This is a genomic window from Neorhizobium sp. USDA 3394, assembly GCF_056280385.1.
In genome coordinates this window covers 2858947-2875193 of the sequence record NZ_JBWCDU010000001.1, presented here as the reverse complement: position 1 = coordinate 2875193, position 16247 = coordinate 2858947, and the positions used below count along the sequence as shown (strand labels likewise).

At 61.7% G+C, this 16247-nt stretch carries 18 protein-coding genes; 6 read left to right on the top strand and 12 right to left on the bottom strand.

What is annotated here, in order from left to right; translation table 11 throughout:
• The first annotated feature begins 13 nt into the window (after window positions 1-13).
• Together uxuA and ACZ9EJ_RS14240 are read left to right on the top strand one after the other, a co-directional pair.
• Window positions 14-1189, top strand: coding sequence for a mannonate dehydratase (gene uxuA / locus ACZ9EJ_RS14245; RefSeq protein WP_046641065.1), 1176 nt, complete (start codon window positions 14-16; stop codon window positions 1187-1189).
• 25 nt (window positions 1190-1214) lie between these two features.
• Window positions 1215-2216, top strand: a complete 1002-nt coding sequence (locus tag ACZ9EJ_RS14240; protein ID WP_046641064.1) for a Gfo/Idh/MocA family protein — start codon at window positions 1215-1217, stop codon at window positions 2214-2216.
• A 6-nt stretch (window positions 2217-2222) separates the two neighbouring features.
• Here the strand turns inward: ACZ9EJ_RS14240 and ACZ9EJ_RS14235 are convergent, their stop codons facing one another.
• From ACZ9EJ_RS14235 to ACZ9EJ_RS14215, 5 genes are all read right to left on the bottom strand, one after another.
• Window positions 2223-2537 (bottom strand): BrnA antitoxin family protein, encoded by a 315-nt coding sequence (locus ACZ9EJ_RS14235; protein ID WP_046641063.1) that lies wholly within the window; start codon window positions 2535-2537, stop codon window positions 2223-2225.
• Window positions 2534-2782 (bottom strand): BrnT family toxin, encoded by a 249-nt coding sequence (locus tag ACZ9EJ_RS14230; protein ID WP_046625071.1) that lies wholly within the window; start codon window positions 2780-2782, stop codon window positions 2534-2536. Before ACZ9EJ_RS14230 ends, ACZ9EJ_RS14235 begins: the two co-directional genes overlap by 4 nt.
• Before the next feature lie 89 nt (window positions 2783-2871).
• On the bottom strand, window positions 2872-3972 hold the full coding sequence (gene ribB, locus ACZ9EJ_RS14225; protein ID WP_046641062.1) for a 3,4-dihydroxy-2-butanone-4-phosphate synthase: 1101 nt from the start codon (window positions 3970-3972) through the stop codon (window positions 2872-2874).
• A gap of 12 nt (window positions 3973-3984) precedes the next feature.
• Window positions 3985-5082, bottom strand: a complete 1098-nt coding sequence (gene aroC, locus ACZ9EJ_RS14220) for a chorismate synthase (RefSeq protein WP_046641061.1) — start codon at window positions 5080-5082, stop codon at window positions 3985-3987.
• A 134-nt stretch (window positions 5083-5216) separates the two neighbouring features.
• Window positions 5217-8378: a bifunctional diguanylate cyclase/phosphodiesterase gene (locus tag ACZ9EJ_RS14215; RefSeq protein WP_251089420.1), complete on the bottom strand. Its 3162-nt coding sequence runs from the start codon at window positions 8376-8378 to the stop codon at window positions 5217-5219.
• A gap of 298 nt (window positions 8379-8676) precedes the next feature.
• On the opposite strand from ACZ9EJ_RS14215, the gene ACZ9EJ_RS14210 reads away from it, so the two are divergent.
• The gene (locus ACZ9EJ_RS14210; RefSeq protein ID WP_037084286.1) at window positions 8677-8937 is read left to right on the top strand and encodes a DUF1344 domain-containing protein; all 261 of its coding nucleotides are present in this window, start codon (window positions 8677-8679) and stop codon (window positions 8935-8937) included.
• A 57-nt stretch (window positions 8938-8994) separates the two neighbouring features.
• On the opposite strand, the gene ACZ9EJ_RS14205 is transcribed toward ACZ9EJ_RS14210, so the two are convergent.
• The 4 genes from ACZ9EJ_RS14205 to ACZ9EJ_RS14190 all read right to left on the bottom strand — a co-directional run bounded on the left by ACZ9EJ_RS14205 (window position 8995) and on the right by ACZ9EJ_RS14190 (window position 12412).
• Window positions 8995-9582: a histidine phosphatase family protein gene (locus ACZ9EJ_RS14205; protein WP_046641059.1), complete on the bottom strand. Its 588-nt coding sequence runs from the start codon at window positions 9580-9582 to the stop codon at window positions 8995-8997.
• A 22-nt stretch (window positions 9583-9604) separates the two neighbouring features.
• Complete coding sequence (gene fabI / locus ACZ9EJ_RS14200; protein WP_046641058.1) at window positions 9605-10423, bottom strand: enoyl-ACP reductase FabI; 819 nt, start codon at window positions 10421-10423, stop codon at window positions 9605-9607.
• 151 nt (window positions 10424-10574) lie between these two features.
• Window positions 10575-11687 carry a DnaJ C-terminal domain-containing protein gene (locus tag ACZ9EJ_RS14195; protein WP_046641057.1) on the bottom strand — a complete coding sequence of 371 codons (1113 nt, stop codon included), beginning with the start codon at window positions 11685-11687 and terminating at the stop codon, window positions 10575-10577.
• A gap of 266 nt (window positions 11688-11953) precedes the next feature.
• Window positions 11954-12412 (bottom strand): RT0821/Lpp0805 family surface protein, encoded by a 459-nt coding sequence (locus ACZ9EJ_RS14190; protein WP_046632717.1) that lies wholly within the window; start codon window positions 12410-12412, stop codon window positions 11954-11956.
• A gap of 64 nt (window positions 12413-12476) precedes the next feature.
• Here ACZ9EJ_RS14190 and pdxH point away from each other — a divergent pair, with 64 nt between their 5' ends.
• Together pdxH and ACZ9EJ_RS14180 are read left to right on the top strand one after the other, a co-directional pair.
• Window positions 12477-13097, top strand: coding sequence for a pyridoxamine 5'-phosphate oxidase (gene pdxH, locus ACZ9EJ_RS14185; protein ID WP_046641056.1), 621 nt, complete (start codon window positions 12477-12479; stop codon window positions 13095-13097).
• A 65-nt stretch (window positions 13098-13162) separates the two neighbouring features.
• Complete coding sequence (locus tag ACZ9EJ_RS14180; RefSeq protein ID WP_046632713.1) at window positions 13163-13474, top strand: helix-turn-helix domain-containing protein; 312 nt, start codon at window positions 13163-13165, stop codon at window positions 13472-13474.
• On the opposite strand, the gene ACZ9EJ_RS14175 is transcribed toward ACZ9EJ_RS14180, so the two are convergent.
• From ACZ9EJ_RS14175 to ACZ9EJ_RS14165, 3 genes are all read right to left on the bottom strand, one after another.
• The gene (locus ACZ9EJ_RS14175) at window positions 13390-13818 is read right to left on the bottom strand and encodes a type II toxin-antitoxin system RelE/ParE family toxin (protein WP_476099295.1); all 429 of its coding nucleotides are present in this window, start codon (window positions 13816-13818) and stop codon (window positions 13390-13392) included. The genes ACZ9EJ_RS14180 and ACZ9EJ_RS14175 overlap by 85 nt on opposite strands.
• A 3-nt stretch (window positions 13819-13821) precedes the next feature.
• A complete protein-coding gene (locus tag ACZ9EJ_RS14170; protein WP_046641119.1) occupies window positions 13822-14805 on the bottom strand; it encodes a polysaccharide deacetylase family protein in 984 nt (327 codons plus the stop codon).
• Between the two features lie 164 nt (window positions 14806-14969).
• Window positions 14970-15761, bottom strand: a complete 792-nt coding sequence (locus ACZ9EJ_RS14165; RefSeq protein WP_046641054.1) for a sulfite exporter TauE/SafE family protein — start codon at window positions 15759-15761, stop codon at window positions 14970-14972.
• 129 nt (window positions 15762-15890) lie between these two features.
• Between ACZ9EJ_RS14165 and ACZ9EJ_RS14160 the strand changes: the two genes are divergently transcribed.
• Window positions 15891-16199, top strand: a complete 309-nt coding sequence (locus tag ACZ9EJ_RS14160; RefSeq protein ID WP_046641053.1) for a nucleoside triphosphate pyrophosphohydrolase family protein — start codon at window positions 15891-15893, stop codon at window positions 16197-16199.
• Window positions 16200-16247 lie beyond the last annotated feature (48 nt).

Below are 16247 nucleotides of genomic sequence, written 5' to 3'. Positions count from 1 at the left end.
AGGTAACAATAGGATGGAACAGACTTGGCGCTGGTTCGGACCGGACGACACGGTCAAGCTTTCGCATGTGAAACAGGCCGGCGCGACGGGCATCGTCAGCGCGCTGCATCACCTGAACGACGGCCGTATCTGGCCGGACGACGAGATCGCCAAGCGCAAGGCGATCATCGAGGCGGCCGGGCTCACCTGGTCGGTGGTCGAAAGCATCATCGTCCACGAGGACATCAAGACCCGCACCGGCCGTTACCGCGAGCTGATCGACAACTACAAGGCCTCGATCCGCGCGGTGGCAAAAGCCGGCATCAGGACGGTCTGCTACAATTTCATGGCGATCACCGATTGGACGCGCACCGACCTCGAATACGAGATGCCGCATGGCGGCACGGCCCTGCGTTTCGATATCGTCGAATTCTGCGCCTATGACGTCTTTATCCTGAAGCGCCCCGGCGCCGGAGCCGATCATCCTGCCGACCGTATCGCCAGGGCCGAAGCATGGCTGAAGACGGCGAGCGAGAGCGATCTCGCCCGCCTCGAGCGCAACCTGATCGAATGGGTGCCGGCCCGCGAATTCGTCTACGACCGGCAGAGCCTCAACCGTATGCTGGATATCTACAAGGAACTGTCAGAGACTGGTTTCCGCGAAAACCTCTTCACCTTCCTGAGCGAGATCATCCCGGTCGCCGAAGAGGCGGGTGTCAGGATGGCGATCCACCCGGACGATCCGCCATTCCCGCTCTTCGGCCTGCCGCGCGTCGTCTGCAAGGCGTCCGATGCCCGCGCTTTGCTCGCGGCCGCGAAGTCGCCTTCGAACGGCATCACGCTCTGCACCGGCTCCTACGGTGCCAATCCCGAGAACGATCTGGTCGCCATGGCCAAGGAATTCGCTTCCGACATCCATTTCGCCCATCTGCGCAACGTCACCAAGGAAGGCGACGGCTCCTTCCACGAGGCCGAGCATCTGGAGGGGGATACGGACATGGTGCGGGTCACGATGGCGCTGATGGCCGAGGAAAAGCGCCGTAGGGCGGAAGGCAGGGTGGACTGGCAGATCCCGATGCGGCCCGACCACGGCCACGCGATCGTCGACGACATAGGCAGACGCGTCAATCCCGGCTATTCCTGCATCGGGCGGCTGAAGGGTCTGGCGGAACTGCGCGGCATCATGCGCACGCTCGAAGTTCTCGGCTGAAAACAGAACCTGAGGGGAGGGGACGATGACGAAACTGAAAGTGGCGATGATCGGGCTCGGCATGGCGGCGGGGCACCACGCCCGTGCCCTGCTCGACCTTTCCGACCGGATCGAATGCGTCGCGGCCTTCAGCCCGACCGCCACCCGGCGCGAGGCGTTCGCGGCCGAGTACCCGATCCCCGTGACCGACGATCTCGATGCGATCTTCGCGGACAAGGCGATCGAGGCGGTGCTGATCCTCACCCCGCCGAGCAGCCATCTGGAACTCGTCCAGCGATGCGCCACGGCGAAAAAGCATATCCTGCTGGAAAAGCCGCTCGACATTTCCTTCGAGCGCTCCGAAGCGATCGTCAAGGCGGCCAGGGACGCCGGCGTGCTGCTGGCCATGGTGCTGCAGAACCGCTTCCGCACCGCGGCTCTGAAACTGGACGAGATCGTCAAGTCCGAGCGGCTGGGGCAACTGATCGAGGCCTCCGTTGCGATCCGCAACTGGCGCCCGCAGAGCTATTACGACGTCGAGGGCCGCGGCACCATGGCGCGCGATGGCGGTGGCGTGCTGCTGACCCAGGGCATCCATACGATCGACCTGCTGCTGAGCTTCGCCGGCACGCCAAAAGACGTCTCGGCCTTCGTCCGCACCAGCCCGATCCATTCGATGGAAACCGAAGACCTGGTGACGGCGACCTTCGCCTATGAAAACGGCGCGATCGGCACGCTCAACGCCACCACCTGCGCCTATCCCGGCCTGCCGGAACGCATCGAACTGCTCGGTACCAAAGGCACTGCCGTCTTTACCGGCGACACGCTCACTGCAGCCTTCATGGACGGAACCGGCGTTATCGAGGCCGGGGAGAAATCCGGCAGCGGAGCAGGGGCCAATCCGATGGCCTTCGGCCACGAAATGCATCGCGCCTTGATCGAAAACTTTGTGGATGCGGTCCGCAACGGAGCGCCGCTGCGCGTCACCGGCGAGGATGCGCTCAAGGCTCACCGCTTTATCTCGGAAATCCTCGCCGCCAGCCGGTAGGCCGCCTCAGAGCCCCGCGGCCTTGCGCAGCTCTTCGGCCATCTTGGCGCGCCAGTCCTTGCCGGACGCCTTGAATTTTTCGAGCACGTCCGGATCGAGCCGGAGCGTCACAGCCACCTTCGGCGCCTCAAGCTTCGGCCGGCCGCGGGCGGCGATCGCCTGTTCCATCTTCGCGGCGATTTCCGGGAAGACTTCCCGGAACGGCCGCATGCTCGCCATCTCTTCTGCGGTCAGTGGTGGGCTGTCGACCGCGTCCCAATCCTCTTTGGTATATCCGCGACCAGGGCGAAACTCTTTCTGTTTTTCATGTTTGATGTTCATTCGATCATGCTCCTCTCATCTTTTCGGGCAGGGCGCATCGAAATGACCGAGATTGCTTCCGAGCCGAGCGCCAGGAATATCACGACGATCGTTCCATCCTTCAGGCGGCCGACAGCTTTGGATCTCGCCTTTTTGGCAGGCGTGGTAACCGCCGTCGCGAAGAATTCGAAATAAAGATCAGCGAAATCGAGACCGTGCTTCTCGAGATTCACGATCCGCTTCGTCTCGTCCCAAATGATCTTCAATTATTATCCGTACACGAAAAATCGCCGCCCGACAACGAGCGACGATGAAACGGTCACAAACCTTTTACAACCCTAAGGATTGAGGGCGATCAGCAGATCACCGTCTCGGAGATCTTGATACCGAAACCTTCGAGGCCGACATAATGGCGCTCGCTGCGGGTGAGCAGCTTGATCGAGGTGACGCCGAGATCCTTGAGGATCTGCGCGCCGAGGCCGATTTCCAGCCATTCGCTCTCGCGGGCCTGAGCCTCGGCATGGCCCTCCTGGTCCTGGCGCAGCTTGCGGCCATGATCCTTCTGGCCGACGCCGACCGAACCTTCGCGCAGGTAGATGATCACTCCGCGGCCCTCTTCCTCGATCTTTCGCATGTAGCGATCGACAGAGCGCTGGGAGCCGAACACGTCCTGCGTGACGTTTTCCAGATGCAGGCGAACGGGAATATCGACGCCATCGCGAATGTCGCCGAAGATCACCGCCACATGCTGCATCGGGTCCCAGGGCAGCGAATAGGCATGTGCCTTCGCTTTGCCATGCGGCGTCTCGACGTCGAAGTTCGACTGCAGCTCGATCAGGGTTTCCTTGCGCTGGCGATAGGCGATCAGGTCGGCGACGGAAAGCAGCTTCAGCTGGTGCTGAGCAGCAAAATCGGCGACCTGCGGACCGCGCATGACGGTACCGTTGTCGTTCACCAGTTCGGAAATGACGCCGATCGGCGGCAGGTTTGCAAGCCTGCAGAGATCGATGGCCGCTTCGGTATGACCCGAGCGCATCAGCACACCGCCTTCGCGGGCGATCAGCGGGAAGATGTGACCCGGCCGCACGAAATCCGAAGCGCCGGCATTCGGGTTGGCAAGGTTGCGGACGGTCAGCGTCCGGTCATCGGCCGATATACCCGTCGTGGTGCCATGCTTGAAGTCGACGCTGACGGTAAAGGCCGTCGTATGGGCGCTGTCGTTTTCCGCCACCATGGCGTTGAGGTTGAGGCGCTTGGCCTCTTCCCGCGGCATGGGGGCGCAGACGATTCCGGACGTGTGGCGCACGATGAAGGCCATCTTGTCAGGCGTGCAATGGACCGCGGCGACGATGAGATCGCCTTCGTTCTCGCGGGCGTCGTCATCGGTGACGACAACGATTTCGCCGGCTTCGAATGCGCGGAGGGCGTCGACGACGCGCTTCTGGTCATAGGCCATAGGTGTTGTTTCCTAGAGATTTCGCCCCGTCTGGGCCCGGTCGCGGAGATAGTGGTCGGCAATCGCGCATGCAACCATCGCCTCGCCGATCGGCACGGCGCGGATGCCGACGCAAGGGTCGTGGCGGCCCTTGGTGCGCACCTCGACATTGTTGCCGTCGACGTCGATCGAGCGTTGCTCGGTCAGTATAGAGGATGTTGGCTTGATTGCGAAGCGGGCGACCACCGCCTCGCCGGTCGAGATGCCCCCGAGAATGCCGCCTGCATGGTTGGAAAGGAAGATGGGCTTGCCGTCATTGCCCATGCGCATCTCGTCGGCATCCTCTTCGCCGGAAAGCTCCGCAACGCCGAAACCGTCGCCGATCTCGACGCCCTTGACGGCATTGATCGACATCAGAAGGCTGGCGATATCCTGGTCGAGCTTGCCATAAACCGGCGCACCGAGACCGGCGGGCACGCCTTCCGCGATCACTTCCACCACGGCGCCGATCGAGGAACCGGCCTTGCGGATACCGTCGAGATAGTCTTCCCAGACCGGCACCATCGCAGCATCCGGGCAGAAGAACGGGTTCTGGTCGACCTGGTCCCAATCCCAGTTGGCGCGGTCTATTTTGTGCTTGCCGATCTGGATCAGCGCGGCGCGGACGTTCAAGCCCGGCACGACCTTGCGGGCAAGTGCGCCGGCGGCAACGCGGGCTGCCGTCTCGCGGGCCGAAGAACGGCCGCCGCCGCGATAGTCGCGGATGCCGTATTTCACGTCATAGGTATAGTCCGCATGGCCGGGACGGTAGCGGCGGGCGATCTCGCCGTAATCCTTGGAGCGCTGGTCGGTATTCTCGATCAGCATGGAGATCGGCGTGCCGGTCGAGATCATCGTCTCGCCGTCGGCGTCCATCATCACGCCGGAGAGCACCTTGACGATGTCGTCCTCGCGCCGCTGGGTCACGAAGCGCGACTGTCCGGGCTTGCGCTTGTCCATCCAGGCCTGGATTTCAGCAAGCGTGAAGCGGATGCCGGGCGGGCAGCCGTCGACCACGCAGCCGAGTGCCGGACCATGGCTTTCACCCCAGGTGGTGACACGGAAAAGGTGACCGAAAGTGTTGTGCGACATGGCGTTACAGGACCAACTGTGGCGGAGCTGGCCTTCCGCCAACTTCTGACGCGGTTGTCATATGGAAAAGGTTGCCGGGCGACAAGTCCTTCTTGGCAGAACTGTCGCGCCGGGATTGGTGAACAATGGTGGCTCTAGGCCGCGGCCCTACGCCAGCCCGCATGCGCGGCTTCGGTGAAATCGTCGAAGGAAAGCGGCCGGGCGAACGCATAACCCTGCAGCAGGTCGCAGCCGAGTTCGCGCAGAAGGCTCGCATGCTGCATGGTCTCGACCCCCTCCGCCACCGTTTCGACGCCGAGCGAACGGGCGATGTCGATGATCGAGCGCACCAGCGCCCGTTCCTGCGGCGAGGTCAGGATCGGCATGACGAGCTGGCGGTCGATCTTCAGCCGCTTCGGTTTCAGCTTCAGAAGGCTGACGATCGAGGTATGGCCGGTGCCGAAATCGTCGATCTCGATATCGATGCCGAGTTCCTTGATCCGCTGGAGATTGCCGGCCGCCGATGCTTCGCTCTCGTCGAGGAAAATCGATTCCACCAGCTCGAATGAGATCTCGCCAGGTGCTATCGCCAGCGTCTGCAGCGTGTCGATCAGTGCCTCGTCATGCAGCCGCTTCGAAGAGACGTTGACGGAAACCTTCGGTATCCGGATTCCGAGCGCCGCCCAGCGCATCTTGTCCTTCAAGACCGTCTGGAGCACGATATGGTCGAGCGCTGCGGAGACGTTCAAATCCTCGGCAATCTTCAGGAACCGGTCGGGCGCAAGAATCCCGTGATGCGGATGGTTCCAGCGGATCAGCGCCTCGACACCGGTGAGCTGGTTGGTGCGGGCATCGAACTGCGGCTGGTAGAAGGCGATGAATTCGTCGTTGTCGATGCCGGCCAGCACCTCGTCGGCGGTACGCTTTTGGCTGACGATCTCGGCCTGCAGGTTCTGCGTGAAGAATTCGTATCGGTTGCGGCCCATGCCCTTCGCCCGATAGAGCGCGATATCGGCATTGACGAGAGTGCGGCGCGCATCGACATTCATGCCGCTTGCCTGGGCGATGCCGATGGATACGCCGCAGCGGCAGGCGAAACCTTCGAAATCGATCGGCTGGTGAAATTCCGCGATGATGCGCTGGGCGAGCTGGCCTATCTGTTCGGCGCTGGAATTGCCGGTGGCGAGGATCACGAATTCGTCGCCGCCGATACGGGCGACGATATCGCTGCCGCGGACGTTGCGCGACAGGATACGCGAGGCGTGCACGAGCATCGCGTCGCCGGCCGCATGGCCGAGCGTGTCGTTGATCTGCTTGAAGCGGTCGAGATCGAGATGCAGGATCGAGAACTTCTGGCGCTCGGTATGGCTGGAGCGCGACAGCCGGTCGAGCTCCATGTCGAGCTTGCGGCGGTTGGCCAGCAGGGTCAGCGGGTCATGCAGGGAATTGTGCTCGATCCGGCTTTTGGCGAGTTCGAGTTCCGCGTTCTTCGCGTCGGCCTCGTCCTTGGCAGCCTTGAGTTCGCTGGTCAGGATGGCGTCCTGGGTGACGTCGAAGGCGATGCCCACCACCTTTTGGGAACCGTCGCGCGTCTTATGCATCTTGCCGATGGAGCGGATGTAGCGGATCGAGCCATCCGGCTGGGGCACGCGCACGACCAGCGGATCCGGCCGGAAGTTTTCCGTGAAATGATGGGAGCTGAGCTTGGCGAGTTCCCGGTCGTCGGGATGGATGAGCTCGATCCAGTCGTCGACCCGGACGAAACCGTCAGTGAAGGGGATGCCGTGCAGCTGGCACATGCGGGCATCCCAGGTATCGACCCGGGTTGCCGGGTTCGATTCCCAGATGCCGCAATTATAGGAGTCGAGCGCGAGGTCGAGCTTGGTCGAAAGCTCTTCCAGGTCCTGTTCTCGGTTGGACAGTTCGTCGAGCGCCAGTTCCAGTTCGGCGTTCTTGATGTCGGTATTTTCCTTGGCATTGCGCAGCGTCTGGGTCATCACCACGTCGCCGGTCACGTCCCAGACAATCCCGGTGGTGCGTAGCGTACCGTCGGCATTACGATAGTTGGCGCCCGCCGACCTCAGGTATCGCAGTGTGCCGTCCGGCAACTGCACCCGATAGGTCTCGCTGCAAGGCGTGTTGCTGGAGGCGCAGTTGAGGAAATGTGTCTCCGCCGCCGTCCGATCGGGCGGATAGATCGATCCGAGCCAGTCGTAGAGACGATTGCCTTCGATGGCTGCGGGCTTGTCGTGCAACCCGGCGGCTCGGTTGTCCCAGAAGAGACTGTTGCTGTTGCCCGTCACCTCCCAGATGCCGATATTGGAGGCTTCCATGGCAAGGTTGAAGCGTTGCGACAGCTCGATGAGATTGAGTTCACGCGCCTTCAGCGCGTCGATATTGCGGTTGCGCTCCGAGATCAGCGAGGTGGCGATGAAGATCGGCACGATCACCGCGAGTGCGGCAATCACGATGGCGAGGCGAATCCCGAACTGGTTGGGCGGCACGATGTCCCAGCCGGAACGGGGAGCGGCGAGCAGCGTCCAGTTGGCACCGCCGATCGGCACCGTCCATTTCATCGGAGACTGCTCCTCGATGGAATCATTGCCGAAGAAGGCAAAGTATTCCGGCCGGTCCACGTCCCGCAGGACCACGTTCAGCCACTCGAGATTGATGAGGTTCGGTTTCACCGCCGTGGCGGGGGAGAAGGTGACGCCGGAAGCCTCCATCAGGCCCTGCTTGTCGATAAGCACGGCGATGGCGCCCCACAAGTCGGTGCCGCCCTCTTCCTTCGGCACCGGCAAGACCAGGGTCAGGTGTCCCTCCTGGCTACCGCTCAGCAGTGATACACGGTTGCGGCCGCGGACGGATTTCAGGTCGTCTGCAAGGCGCGAAACATCGATGTTGCCGATCTTGCGCGGGGTATCGCCGGCAATGCCGTCGCGGGTAATCAGCTGTGCAAGTTCGAAATTGGGTGCGACCGCGACGCCGGAAAAATGCGTCGCCTCGCCAAGTTCCTTCTCGACGTAATGCTTGAACCCATCAACCGAGCCCTCGGCGTCTTCCCCCAGGACATGAGCCAGATGGCTGGCGACAGCGGTGTCGGTCTCCACGCGGGCAATGAGGCGCCGCGCCAGCAGGCCGGCAACGTTTTCCGTCGTTTTCCGAAGCTCGCTGCGAAAACCCTCGGTATAACGCTGGTCGACGATCACGCCGGTCGAGATCACCGTAAGGGCGATAACGAATGCGATTGCCGTCGGGGTCTTGGTGCTGCGTATCAGGCGCAGTGACTTGAAACCGGATGACGGCCAGAATTTCACGCGCGCGAACCTTCTTATTAACCCCTGTGGCATGACGGAACAGCCTATGGTGAGGGGGTTAATTTACGCTTTCACCCTACCCTGCAAACTTTGGCGCGATTTATTGTACGAATACTCTGAATAATTCAGCGGACGTGAACGGCTCGGCCGCAATGCGGCACCCTCTTCTCGAAAAGCGTTAACTATCAGGTCATTACTTATACGGAAAATGTCATGGTGACGGGCGATTTTCGCCACAATCGGCAGGCTATCTGTGCGTCGAAACGAGACATCACCGACGTCATCAAGGCTTCCGACCATGCGCATCCTGATTGCTGCTCTGCTTGCCACGGCCAGCGTCTTTTCGCCCCTGAACAGCTGGGCGCAAAGCGCCGACGTCGAAGCCACGATCAAGGCCGTGGACGCCAAGGCGCTCAACTTCACGCTCGATGACGGAAAGACCTACAAGGTGCCCGAGGAGTTCAACTTCGAAGGCTTGAAGGCTGGCGTCAAGGTGCTCGTCTTCTACACGGTCGTCGACGGCAACCGCGTTGTCGACGACCTCCAGATCGTTCAGTAAGACTGAAGAATTATTCAAGTCTAATTTAGAATATCCGACGATCGGAGTTGGCCCGGATCAGAGCCATTGCATCCGGTTGTCGCTGGTATCGACCTCAAGGATGCGATCCTGCGGGGTCGGAACGGTGGCGGCCTGGTCCTCGTCGAGGTTGCCGATCAGCCGGAAGAGCGAGCGGATCACCCCGCCATGGCTGACGCAGACGGTCGGGCCGTCGAGGGATTGCAGCCACGCGCCGATCCGCCAGCAGAGGATTTCGTAGCTCTCGGCAGACGTCCCCGGCGGGATGAAACTCCATTTCTGCTCGGCTCGGGCGGCGAGCCGGTCTGGAGAAATCTGGTCGATCTCATCGAGCGTATAGCCTTCCCAGTCGCCAAAGGAGACTTCGACCAGCCGTTCATCGGTTGTGTAGGCGAGGGGATCGAGCCCCATGGCGGTGCGCAGCCGTTCCATGGTTTCGCGGGTACGCGACAACGGGCTGGCGATGAAGCGGAAACCCTCCGCTGCGCTGATCATCTCGCGCAGCCGCTCGCCGTTCCGGGTTGCCTGGGAACGGCCGAGCATATTGAGCGGAATATCCTGCTGGCCCTGGAGCCGGCCTTCGGCATTCCAGTCCGTCTGCCCGTGGCGGATCATGTAGATGAGCACGGCAGACGTCCCTGGAACAGCATCAGTCCTTGATGACCGAAATGTCCGGCGCATCGACGGCCTTCATGCCGACGACATGGTAACCGCTGTCGGCATGATGGGTTTCGCCGGTCACGGAGCGCGAAAGGTCGGACAACATGTAGAGGCCGACATCCCCCACTTCCTCGATGGTAACGGTACGGCGCAGCGGCGCATTGTATTCGTTCCATCTGAGGATGTAGCGGAAGTCGCCGATGCCGGAAGCGGCAAGCGTCTTGATCGGCCCGGCCGAGATCGCGTTGACGCGGATGTTCTTCGGACCCAGATCGACCGCGAGATATTTGACGCTGGCTTCGAGTGCCGCCTTGGCAACGCCCATGACGTTGTAGTTCGGCATGACCTTCTCGGCACCGTAATAGGTGAGGGTCAGCATCGAGCCGCCGTCGGTCATCAGCTTTTCCGCCCGCCTGGCGACAGACGTGAAGGAATAGACCGAGATCTGCATCGTCTTGGCAAAATTGTCCGCCGAGGTGTCGACATAGCGGCCGGTCAGCTCGTCCTTGTCGGAAAAGCCGATCGCATGCACCAGGAAGTCGATCTTGCCCCAATGCTTTTCGAGATTGGCGAAGACCTCGTCTATGGTCGATTCGTCGCTGACGTCGCAATGGCCGGCCATGTAGGCGCCCAGTTCGGCGGCGAGCGGCTCAACGCGCTTCTTGAGTGCATCGCCCTGGTAGGTGAACGCGACTTCGCCCCCATGCTGGTGGATGGCCTTGGCAATGCCCCACGCGATCGAACGATTGTTGGCAACGCCCATGATGAGACCGCGTTTGCCTGCCATGAGGCCGGAAGCCTGAACCATTCATAGTCCCCTGATACCTTAGATGAACGCTGCCTATGACATAGGCGGCTCAAGGGTTCAAGCAGACTTGGATCATCTCGTGTTAGTGGGCGTAACAAAGGGTGCTTAGCGGTGAATACCGACGCAAAATTGTCATATTGGGCGATGCCCGTCAGACATAGAGCCCATGGCGCATGTGTCGCATCAGGTCGGTAACCTTTTCGTTCGGCTTTTCCCACAGCACGACGCGCAGTTCGACGACAAGGTCGCCGCGGCCGCCGGCATCGTCGTGAAGCCCGAGGCCGTTCAGCCGGACCGTCTGGTCGGAACCGGACCATGCCGGAATGCTGATGTTGCGGTTGCCTTCCGGCGTCTCGACCGAGGCGTCGCCGCCAAGCACCGCGTCTTCGAGCGAAATTGACAAGGTCGTGTGAAGATCGAAACCCTCGACGCGGAAACGGCTGTCGCGGGAAACTTTGATCGAGGCGAGAAGATCGCCGGATTTCATGCCGGCAAGCTTGAGGCCCTGGCCCTTCAGGCGCGCCACATGGCCTTCCGTCATGCCTTTTTCCAGCACGAGACGGACTTCGCGGTCGTCGGCCATCTTCAGCGTGACCGCGTTGAGTTTCAGGAGGTCCTCCACGGTCACCGTCGCCTCGACGGAAATATCCGGAGCCTTTTCCGGAGCAGGCGTCGTGCCGCGGAAGCGGCGCACGATGGAGGCGATCAGGTCGATGGCAAGGGCCGGCAGAGGCGGTCTTTCGGCGCCGGATGCATCTGCCTTGGCCGTTTCCGCCGGTTCGCCGTTCGCCTGCGCCGGGCCGCTCGCGTGGGATTTCGCCTGGTCGCCCGCCGCGGCGCCGAAGATGCGTTCGATCATGTCCTCAGGCGTTTCGCCTGCCGGACCGGACTGGTTCTGAGGATGAGCCTGAGACTGGCCTTGTGCCTGGGATTTGGCGTTTTGCGCATTGGCCTTGGCGAGTTCTTCCATGACCTTTTCGGCATTGGCCTTTGCGGCCTTGGCGCGCTCAGCGGCTTCGCGGGCGGCATTGCGCTGCTGCATGATGGTCTGGTGCATCTCGGCGGCCCTGTCGTATCGCTTGCGGCGCTCGGGATCCTTCAGGACCTCGTAGGCCTGGCCGATCTCTGCGAAACGGCTCGTCGCAGACGGATCGTCCTGGTTCTGGTCGGGATGAACGGTCTTGGCCTTGGCGCGCCAGGCTGCCTTGATTTCGTCGGGCTCGGCATTGCGCTTCACGCCAAGAAGGGAATAGGGATCACGCATTGTGGGACCACCGGTTACTTGAAACGGCAGGCCCCCGCTTGATCCTTGGACCCCCGATACTCGTCACAACTCCGACAGCCATCCGCCGGTTCCTCATGTTCCGGGCAGATTACTGCTCACATCCGGTGAGCCTATGTTAGGACTTGTGAATCAGTGGTTACGCGGCCGCCAATCGCACTCCTTAAGGTAAACGAATGGTTTCCGGCGCGACTTTCGCAAACGCATGAAACGGATCTGCAGCGGTGTCTGTTTGGGGGAGGGCGGACCTACTGGCGGTCGAATGCCGTCAGCATCCAGTCGCCGCTATTGGTAAGGCACGTCTGGCCCGAAAACATGGCGATGCCTTCGTAGGAATGCCTGGTGGTGGTGAAGGCGCGGCAGATCTGCTCGCCGTTGCGGGCCTCCCGGATCTGCGACACCACGCCGGCGCTGCCGGTTGCCGTGTTGGCCCATGGAACCGAGGCCGTGCCGACCTTCGCAAGATCGGCCGAAGAGACAGCGTTGCGTACCGTCGCCTCGTCGGAAAGCGTGGCACCGGTAGGCTGGGACGCGCTAGGCACGGTGCCGGTCGCGATCGAGCGGTCGACTTTGGGGGAGCTTCCGAAAAGATCGAGGCTGCTGGTACAACCGGCAAGCGAAAGCCCGGCAAGGCAGAAGGCGGCTGCCCGTCTGCCAAGGAGAAACGACCTCTTTGTGCGGCTCTTCGACTTTGCTATCACTACCACCGTGCGTCCTGTCCGACTGAAAAACTCGGGCATTTTTCATGAGATTGGGAGTATTTTAGTCAATATGTCTGAGAGCGGGTTAACAACTGGTGACTTCACCACCGAGAACGAGCCTTTCGCGCTTTTCGGTGCCTGGCTGAAGGATGCCGAGAGCTCCGAACCTAACGATCCGAATGCCGTTGCGGTTGCAACCGTCGACGAAGACGGCATGCCGAACGTTCGCATGGTCCTCTTGAAGGGGTATGACGAGAACGGTTTCGTCTTCTACACCAATTTCGAAAGCCAGAAGGGCCGAGAGATCCTCGGCCAAAAGAAGGCGGCGATGTGTTTCCACTGGAAATCGCTGCGCCGCCAGGTCCGCCTGCGCGGCGAGGTGGAAGTGGTGAGCGATGCGGAGGCGGATGCCTATTACGCCTCTCGCGCCCGCGGCAGCCGCATCGGCGCCTGGGCGTCGAAGCAGTCCCGCCCGCTCGAAGCCCGCTTCGCGCTCGAAAGATCGGTCGCCGAATACACCGCCCGTTACGCGATCGGCGACATTCCGCGGCCGCCCTACTGGTCCGGGTTCCGTATCAAGCCAGTGTCGATCGAGTTCTGGCACGACCGCCAGTTCCGCCTGCACGACCGCATCGAGTTCCGCCGCACCGTCGCCGACGGCCCTTGGGAAAAGGTGCGGATGTATCCGTAATGCATTATTGACCAGGCCGGTTTTTGTCCCTAGATTATACAAAAATCTGTATATGAAGGTTGAAGATGGAACGTCTGGTCTTTGAGAACATCTTTGACGTCGTTACTGAGGATCCGATCGAGGCCGCAGACCTGCGGTTTCGCTCGGATCTGCTCACGACCCTGGTTGCCATTTTCGAAGACAGAAAGTGGAAGCAGACGGATATCGCGAAAGCTCTTGATATTCCCCAACCCCGTGTCAGCGAGTTGATGCGCGGGAAGATTCAGCTTTTCTCGGCAGACAAGCTGATCGGCTATCTTGCGAAGCTCGGTGTGCGCCTGAAGCCGTCGTTCAGCGCCGAGCACAAGGTGATCTGCGACGTGGTCGAGGCGGCCTGATCTATTTGCGACTTTTCACGATTTGCAGCATCGTCTTGTGACGATCCTGGGACCGTATCCATTGCCTTGCGGTCGACGCCATTCGTCGTCTTGGTGAAGGCATGGAGGATGAAAACCGTGTCCAGGTATTTGGCACAGTAGACAGCGCGATAGGCCGGGCTGCCGTTCTCGATGAGTTCGATGACGCCGTTCCCAATACCCTTTAGATGCTTGAAGTCCGAGAGAGGCTGAAGCCCTTCCTGGACACGCTGAAGGTCATTGGCGAATTGGATCTGGATATCTTTTGGAAGTTCTTGAAAGGCCTTTTTCGCGGAAGAGTTCACGAATTCAAATGACCTAACCATCTTTTAGCGGCCGATCGCGAACGGGATGCCCGAGGCGAGTGCCGAGACGTAGCGCGGCTGCTGGTAGTAGCCGTTGAGCGAGATGCGCGGCAGGCCGGTGAGCCTGTTCACGTATCTGGCGCAGAGCGTGCCGGGCTGCGTCGTCACCGCGACCGAAAAGCCGAGTTCCCTCGCGGTCGCATAGTCGCGCTCGGAAACCGCGGCGCGGCTGCCATAGGGATAGGCGATCGTGGCCGGCCGTTCGCCGATCAGGCCCTCGATCCAGTCGGCCGACTGCTCCATTTCCGCGCGGGCATCTTCCGCCGAAAGGCGGGCGACCGCCCGGTGGCTTGTCGTATGGGCGCCGAGCGAAGCCAGCGGATGGGCGGCGACCGAGCGGAGCTCCTCGGCATTCATGGTCAGGTCGGCGGTGATCTTCAGCGGATCGACGCCGTGTTTTCTCGCCAGCGCATCGATCCGCGAGACAGCGGTGGATTCCTCGACTTCCAGGACATAGCTGGAAAACCGGTCGAATGCGTCAAACTTGCGGGCCTCGGAGGTGAGGTCGAGGACTTCGGATCCGCCGCCGAAGTCGAACGTCACTTCCCGTTCGCGGCCGAGCAGTTCGGCAACCGTCTCCCACCATAGTGAATGGGTCCGCTCGGCAAACCCGCGGGTGACGAAAATGGTGAAGGGCACGCCGTGGCGGGCAAAGACGGGCAGGGCATATTCGGCATTGTTGCGGTAGCCGTCATCGAGCGTGAAGGCCGCGAACGGTTGTTTGGTCGGTGCGGCAAGCCGCGCCGGCACGTCGCTCAAAGGGATGAACTCGTAACCTTCGGCCGAAAGCCGCTCGATCGCTTCGCCGAGGAAATCCGGTGTCACTTCCAGATGCCCGCTCGGCTGCAGCGGCCGGCTCTGTTTCGGCCGCACATGGTGGAGCGTGAATATGGCGCCGTGACCGCGGGCATTGGGCATCATCCCGGCACGCGCAAGTGCGGCAGCCATGTCGAGGCCACCGGCGACAAGCCGGCGTTTGACATCCCGGCGCCAAAGCGCCTGAAACCTCTCCCTGGTATTCCCCACCGCGATCACGCCCACGTTACTTCGGTGAGGCCGACCCTACTCTCGGACGGGTTAAGTCTTGCTGAATAATCCGCGCTGAATCCTGCTCAGGGCCGCAACGCGTCGAAAAGCGGCAGGCTGACGATCGCCGCCATGGCGATCAGCATGAAGCAGATGCGCCGAAAAGTGCCTTCGGAGGCAAATCCGAACAGTTTCGAGCCGGCGATCACACCGAGGCCGTAACCCGGCCCGGCGATCAAAGCGAGGGCAAGAACGTCGAATGTCAAAAGACCGCCGACGACATAGGCGGTGGCCGAGATCACCGTCGCAAGCGCGAAATAGAGGATGAGGTTGGCGCGCACGGTGAGCGGCGGAATGGCACCTCCGAGCCAGTAGGCGACGACCGGGGGACCGGAGAGTTGTGCGGCCCCACCGAACAGGCCGGCAAGCGCTCCGACGCCGATCGTCAGCGGCGTCTTCGGTTTGCCGTGGTAACGCCAGCCGGAAATCAGGAAGACCAGCAGAAAGAGCACGACAACCGAGATCAGCCAGCGCAGTGCCGTCGGGTCGATCACCGCCAGCAGCGTCGTGCCCACCGGCACGCCGATCAGCGTCCCGATCAGCATCGTGCCCACCTCGCGGCGGTTGGCGCGCTTCCAGCCGTCCGGCACCATGCCGAGCGTCGTCACCCCGTCGATGACGAGCAGCAGGGCAGGGGCGATCTTCGGCCCGACGGCAGCTCCGGCGAGCGGAACGAAGATCAACGCACCGCCGAAACCGGAAAATCCGCGCGCCAGCCCGGCGATCAGTGCCGAGAGGAAAAGAAAGACAAGCTGTGCCGGCCCATGGCCCGGAATCCATGCATCTAGGAAAGTGGAAATCGGGCTGGCGGGGTCCATGCAAAATGCCGTGGTCAAGGGCTTCGGGATGGTCCGCACCTGCCGGGATTTGGGCGGGGGTGTCAAGCAAACCCTCTGGACACTGGTCGAGAATCGGCATTCTCCTGTGGATACAAAAGGAGAACAATCATGCTGGGCAAGCTCACCGCACAATTCGAGGCCGCGTCGGCGGATTATGCGCAACACCACGGGATGGTGCGCGATCCGGACTGGTTTGTCCTGAAGCTGCAGGAAGAGATGGGCGAACTGACCCAGGCCTGGAACCGCGCCACCGGACGCGGGCGCAGGAAGGGCAGGACCGACGAGGATCTCAGCCGCGACCTCGCCGACGAAACGGCGGACCTGCTCGGCCACGTTCTGTTGTTTGCCCGCAACAACCGGATCGACCTCGCGTCGGCCATCGAGCGGAAGTGGCTGTTCAGACCGGAGGAGGGGTGAGTTTCAGGCTCATACGCCGGGATTGGAATCTGGCGATAGAAACCTCAG

Coding starts and splice junctions, on each gene's coding strand:
- pdxH (WP_046641056.1), top strand. CDS start 12,477: ATGTCTGAGAGCGGGTTAACAACTGGTGACTTCACCACCGAGAACGAG.
- ACZ9EJ_RS14165 (WP_046641054.1), bottom strand. CDS start 15,761: ATGGACCCCGCCAGCCCGATTTCCACTTTCCTAGATGCATGGATTCCG.
- ACZ9EJ_RS14160 (WP_046641053.1), top strand. CDS start 15,891: ATGCTGGGCAAGCTCACCGCACAATTCGAGGCCGCGTCGGCGGATTAT.
- ACZ9EJ_RS14180 (WP_046632713.1), top strand. CDS start 13,163: ATGGAACGTCTGGTCTTTGAGAACATCTTTGACGTCGTTACTGAGGAT.
- aroC (WP_046641061.1), bottom strand. CDS start 5,082: ATGTCGCACAACACTTTCGGTCACCTTTTCCGTGTCACCACCTGGGGT.
- fabI (WP_046641058.1), bottom strand. CDS start 10,423: ATGGTTCAGGCTTCCGGCCTCATGGCAGGCAAACGCGGTCTCATCATG.
- ACZ9EJ_RS14240 (WP_046641064.1), top strand. CDS start 1,215: ATGACGAAACTGAAAGTGGCGATGATCGGGCTCGGCATGGCGGCGGGG.
- ACZ9EJ_RS14210 (WP_037084286.1), top strand. CDS start 8,677: ATGCGCATCCTGATTGCTGCTCTGCTTGCCACGGCCAGCGTCTTTTCG.
- ACZ9EJ_RS14175 (WP_476099295.1), bottom strand. CDS start 13,818: ATGGTTAGGTCATTTGAATTCGTGAACTCTTCCGCGAAAAAGGCCTTT.
- ribB (WP_046641062.1), bottom strand. CDS start 3,972: ATGGCCTATGACCAGAAGCGCGTCGTCGACGCCCTCCGCGCATTCGAA.
- ACZ9EJ_RS14170 (WP_046641119.1), bottom strand. CDS start 14,805: ATGGCTGCCGCACTTGCGCGTGCCGGGATGATGCCCAATGCCCGCGGT.
- uxuA (WP_046641065.1), top strand. CDS start 14: ATGGAACAGACTTGGCGCTGGTTCGGACCGGACGACACGGTCAAGCTT.
- ACZ9EJ_RS14235 (WP_046641063.1), bottom strand. CDS start 2,537: ATGAACATCAAACATGAAAAACAGAAAGAGTTTCGCCCTGGTCGCGGA.
- ACZ9EJ_RS14195 (WP_046641057.1), bottom strand. CDS start 11,687: ATGCGTGATCCCTATTCCCTTCTTGGCGTGAAGCGCAATGCCGAGCCC.